Origin of the sequence: Pseudomonas sp. CJQ_9 (assembly GCF_043106615.1) — a bacterium.
Classification (GTDB): Bacteria; Pseudomonadota; Gammaproteobacteria; order Pseudomonadales; family Pseudomonadaceae; genus Aquipseudomonas; species Aquipseudomonas juntendi.
On record NZ_JBICMS010000070.1, the window covers coordinates 1 to 4578 of the forward strand.

The following is a 4578-nucleotide window of genomic DNA, read 5'->3' on the forward strand; positions in this document are numbered from 1 at the left end:
GCCGGCAACTTTCGCCGCCGGCCTTGTGCTTACTTGGCCTGGTAGATGATCCCCGGGCTGCACTGCACCATCTGGTAATGGTCCGGCAACCCGTTCAACGCCTCCGAGGCGCCGAGGAACAAGTAGCCACCCGGCTTCAGTGTGCTGTGAATACGCAGCAGGATGTCGCGCTTCACCTGCGCCGAGAAATAGATCAACACGTTGCGGCAGAACACGATGTCGAACTTGCCCAGGCTGGCATAGCTGTCGAGCAGGTTGAAGGCACGAAACTCGACGCGGCTGCGAATCGCCGGCTTGACCGCCCAGCGCCCAGGCCCCTTGGGGTCGAAATAACGCTGCAGGCGCTCCTGGGACAAACCGCGGGCAATCGCCAGGCTATCGTACTCACCGGTCTTGCAGTTGGTCAGCATGGTACCGGAGAGGTCGGTAGCCACGATCTGCGCGCCCATCTTCAGCTGGCCGAGGTTGCTGCGCTCGAACTCGTCGATGGCCATCGAAATGGAATACGGCTCTTGGCCCGACGAGCAGGCAGCGGACCACATGCGCAGCCGCTGCCCAGGGTTGTTGCGAATGAACTCGGGGATGACCTTGTTCTTCAGCACTTCGAACGGATAGGTGTCGCGAAACCACAGGGTCTCGTTGGTGGTCATGGCATCGACCACCTGCTCGCGCAGCCCGCCGCGCGGCTGGGTCTGGATGCGCTGCACCAGCTCACCCAGACTCTTGATGCCCTGTTGCTCCATCAGCTTGTTGAGACGGCTGGAAACCAGGTACTGCTTATTTTCCCCCAGCAGGATGCCACAGGCTTTCTCCAGGAAGACCCGGAACTGTTCGAAATCCAAATTACCCGTAGACACTACTGCCGCCTCTTTTCAATCACTGGTGCCAGGGCTTGCCCCGGCTGCTTCAATGCGCTGCCTTGATCCGGTCGACCACCCGCTGGGCCAGGTCGTCCGGTTTGAACTTGGCCAGGAAGTCATCAGCCCCGACCTTCTTGACCATCGCCTGGTTGAACACCCCGGAAAGCGAAGTATGCAGGCAGATGTGCAGTTTTTGCATGCGCGGATCACTGCGAATTTCCGCGGTAAGCGTATAGCCGTCCATTTCCGGCATTTCAATGTCGGAAATCATCATCAGGAACTCTTCTTCCGGCTTCTTGCCCTCATCCACCAGCTGACGCAGGTAGTTCAAGGCCTGGCGGCCGTCATTGAGCGCCACCACTTCCACCCCGACGGTCTGCAGGCAGCGGCTGACCTGCTTGCGTGCCACCGACGAATCGTCGACGGTCAGCACGCGCAGCAGCACGGCCTTGTCCTGCACCTCGGCATCGACCACCCCGGCCGATACCGATTCGGAAGACGGCGCCACCTCGGCCAGCACTTTCTCCACGTCGATGATCTCGACCATGCGGTTATCCACCCGGGTGACGGCGGTCAGGTAGTGATCCCGGCCGGTACCCTTGGGTGGTGGATGGATCTCTTCCCAGTTCATGTTGACGATGCGTTCGACCGAATGCACCAGAAAGCCCTGGGTCTTGGTGTTGTACTCGGTGATGATCACGAAACTCTTGCGCGTGTCTTCCTGCAGCGGTCGCAGCCCGGTCGCCATCGACAAGTCGAGAATCGGGATGGTCGCCCCGCGAATGTTGGCCACCCCGCGCACCACCGGGTGTGCCTTGGGCAGCAGGGTCAGCGCAGGGCATTGCAGCACTTCCCTGACCTTGAATACGTTGATGCCGTAAAGCTGTTCGCCATTGAGGCGGAACAGCAGCAACTCCAGGCGATTCTGCCCCACCAGCTGCGTGCGCTGGTTGACCGAATCCATAACACCCGCCATGCCAGACTCCTTAACATTTCAGCCTAACGTTGCAACTCAAACAGCGAGTCGGCACGGGCTTTGCTTTTTTGAGCGTCATGTACACGAAAACGACATTTTTCCGACGATTGACGCGCCTGCTGACTGGCTCGCTGGCCACGCTGTGCCTGCTGATGCCCGGCGTTCGCACGGTAGCGGACGCGTTCACCTTGCCTGAACAGCTTATCGGTGTCACCCAAGGGTTTCTTGAATTTACCGTCGAAGATTATCTGGCCAGTACCCAGACCGCCGGCCGCTATGAAATCGAGGTCAGCTCGCTGGACCCGCGCCTGCGCATGCCGTTGTGCAGCCAGCAACTGGATGCCTCGCTGGAAAGCCCCGCGCAGCCACTGGGCCGGGTCACCGTGCGAGTGCGCTGCAACGGCGCCGCGCCGTGGACAGTATTCGTTCCCGCCACGGTGCGGCTTTTCCGCGAGGTGGTGGTGGTAACCCGCCCGCTCAAGCGTGACAACGTCGTCGGGGAAGGCGACGTGGCCCTGCGCGAACGGGATGTCGGCACCCTGGGCCAAGGCTTTCTTAGCGAGCTGGACCAAGCCGTGGGCATGAAGATGCTGCGCCCCACCGTGCTCGACCAGGTGCTGACCCCGCAGCACCTGGAGCAGGCCGAGGTGGTGCGCAAGGGTGATCAGGTGGTCATCGTGGCGCGCAGCGGCAGCCTGAGCGTGCGCATGCCAGGCGAGGCCCTGAGCAAGGGCGGCCTCAGCGAGCAGATAAGGGTACGCAACCTCAATTCAAAACGGGTGGTCAAGGCCAGGGTCACCGGCCCGGGCCAGGTCGAGGTAAGCATGTAGGCCAATGGCCAGAAGGCGCTGGCGGTGCGGAACCGCATTTCCTAAACTGTGTCAGAACACGGGTGGCGAGCTTGCTGACAGGCGGCAACGCATTTGTGCCTAAAGTTTCTATCGGGTTGGCCGAAAACAAGGCAAGCGTCCAAATACCCAGAGGTTTCTGATCATGGTCATCGACTTCAGTCGTTTGAATAACTCTCCGTCCGGCACGGGCGGCGTGCGCGGTAACACCGCCAGCGGCAGCGCCGAAAAGCCGGCAGCCAGCCAGGAAGCGGTGAAAGACACCGGCGCCAGCGGAGAAGCGGTACACCTCAGCCAAGAGGCCCAGCAGTTGCAAAAAATAAGCGACAAGCTGCGCGACGAACCGGTGGTCAACAGCGCCCGTGTGGCCCAGTTGAAACAGGCTATCGCCGACGGCAGCTACCAGGTCGATGCCGGCCGGGTCGCCAGCAAACTGCTTGATTTCGAAGCCCAGCGCTGACCGAGCGGCGCGCTGACTTCACGGACGCTAGAAAAGCCAAGAGTTAGCCATGCATGACACCACTTTGCTGCAACTGATCGAAGATGACATTGCCCCGATGCAGGAACTGCTCGACCTTCTGCACAAGGAAGCGATCGCCCTGCACGGCCGCGACATGCCGCTGCTGGAGCAGATCCTGGCGCGCAAGCAGTCGCTGATCATCTTGCTCGAACAGCATGGCCAGCGCCGCAGCCAGTTGCTTGCCAGCCTGGGTCTCAGTGCCGACCGCAGCGGCGTGCAGGCCATGGCCGCGCAGTCGCCGCACGGTGATGTGCTGTTGCAACGGCTCGATATGCTGGCGCAGCTGATGGATGAGTGCCAACAGGTCAACCAGACCAATGGCCGGATCATCCAGGTACAGCAGCACGTCACCAGCAACCAGATCCGCATCCTTCACGGCGGTGACTCGCCGTCGCTGTACGACAGCCGTGGCGGCACTTCGCTGCTGAGCAAGCCACGCGCCCTCAGCCAAGTCTGATTTTTCTATCAAGGCACGGAACATACTGGCAAAATGCCGTTACTTGCGTGAGTCGCTTTTGCCTGGAGAACGATAAGCCGTGTTCAATGAATCCGATGCCCCGCAACCGCCAAAGGTGCTGAGCACCCCTTTGGAGATTGCGGCCAACTTGCGGCAACTGCAAGAAAGCCACGACCCGCTGATTATCACCTTCCAAGACCGCAGCCACCGCTTCCAGAGCTACGTGGTGCACGTGGACCGTGAAAGCAACACCCTGGCGCTGGACGAAATGATCCCCCGTGACGGCGAGAAGTTCATCGAGAACGGTGAACACTTCCGTGTCGAAGGCTTCCACGACGGCGTGCGTATTGCCTGGGAATGCAACCACGCCCTGAAGATCAGCGAAGTCAACGGCCACCGCTGCTACAGCGGCCCCTTGCCACTCGAGATGACCTACCACCAGCGCCGCAACGCCTTCCGCGCCGCGCTGAAGCTGTCGCAATTGGTCGACGTGATCCTTGACGGTACCCACCTCAAAGGCAACGGTGCCCTGCGCGGCAAGCTGCTGGACATCTCCGCCACCGGCTGCAAACTGCGCTTCGAGGGCGATGTCGAAAGCCGCCTGCAACTGGGCCAGGTATATGAGCGTTTCAAGGCAGGCAACCCGCTGGGCCTGGTCGACACCATGGTCGAGCTGCGCCACCTGCATTACGAAGAGCGCATCAACACCACCTTTGCCGGCGTACGCTTCCACAACCTCAGCGGCCCGGCGCAGCGCAAGGTCGAGAGCTTTGTGTACCAGCTGCAGCGTGAGGCGCGGCGGTTCGACAAAGACGACTATTGATCGTTGGCTGGTAGAAGCCGAAACGCCACCTTCCGAGGTGGCGTTTGCGTTTGTGCTTCTCCTGTGTTGGCCTCTTCGCGGGCTTGCCCGCTCC

6 protein-coding genes are annotated in these 4578 nt (G+C 61.0%); 4 read left to right on the forward strand and 2 right to left on the reverse strand.

Annotated elements, in window-relative coordinates; all coding sequences use genetic code 11:
• Positions 1-29: 29 nt before the first annotated feature.
• Entirely contained in the window at positions 30-857 is an 828-nt protein-coding gene (gene cheR, locus ACF8SD_RS13025) for a protein-glutamate O-methyltransferase CheR (RefSeq protein WP_009684248.1), read from the reverse strand.
• A gap of 49 nt (positions 858-906) precedes the next feature.
• Positions 907-1836, reverse strand: a complete 930-nt coding sequence (locus ACF8SD_RS13030; protein WP_392484537.1) for a chemotaxis protein CheV — start codon at positions 1834-1836, stop codon at positions 907-909.
• Positions 1837-1913: 77 nt separating this feature from the next.
• On the opposite strand from ACF8SD_RS13030, the gene flgA reads away from it, so the two are divergent.
• From flgA to ACF8SD_RS13050, 4 genes are all read left to right on the forward strand, one after another.
• On the forward strand, positions 1914-2666 hold the full coding sequence (gene flgA / locus ACF8SD_RS13035; RefSeq protein ID WP_392484538.1) for a flagellar basal body P-ring formation chaperone FlgA: 753 nt from the start codon (positions 1914-1916) through the stop codon (positions 2664-2666).
• Between the two features lie 163 nt (positions 2667-2829).
• A complete protein-coding gene (flgM, locus tag ACF8SD_RS13040; RefSeq protein ID WP_392484539.1) occupies positions 2830-3144 on the forward strand; it encodes a flagellar biosynthesis anti-sigma factor FlgM in 315 nt (104 codons plus the stop codon).
• A gap of 49 nt (positions 3145-3193) precedes the next feature.
• Positions 3194-3661, forward strand: a complete 468-nt coding sequence (locus ACF8SD_RS13045) for a flagella synthesis protein FlgN (protein ID WP_009684252.1) — start codon at positions 3194-3196, stop codon at positions 3659-3661.
• A 79-nt stretch (positions 3662-3740) separates the two neighbouring features.
• A complete protein-coding gene (locus tag ACF8SD_RS13050; RefSeq protein WP_392484540.1) occupies positions 3741-4484 on the forward strand; it encodes a flagellar brake protein in 744 nt (247 codons plus the stop codon).
• Positions 4485-4578: the final 94 nt, after the last annotated feature.

What these genes read in the sequence shown, in the direction of transcription:
- ACF8SD_RS13030 (WP_392484537.1), bottom strand. Translation starts at nt 1,836, where the DNA reads ATGGCGGGTGTTATGGATTCGGTCAACCAGCGCACGCAGCTGGTGGGG.
- flgA (WP_392484538.1), top strand. Translation starts at nt 1,914, where the DNA reads ATGTACACGAAAACGACATTTTTCCGACGATTGACGCGCCTGCTGACT.
- flgM (WP_392484539.1), top strand. Translation starts at nt 2,830, where the DNA reads ATGGTCATCGACTTCAGTCGTTTGAATAACTCTCCGTCCGGCACGGGC.
- ACF8SD_RS13045 (WP_009684252.1), top strand. Translation starts at nt 3,194, where the DNA reads ATGCATGACACCACTTTGCTGCAACTGATCGAAGATGACATTGCCCCG.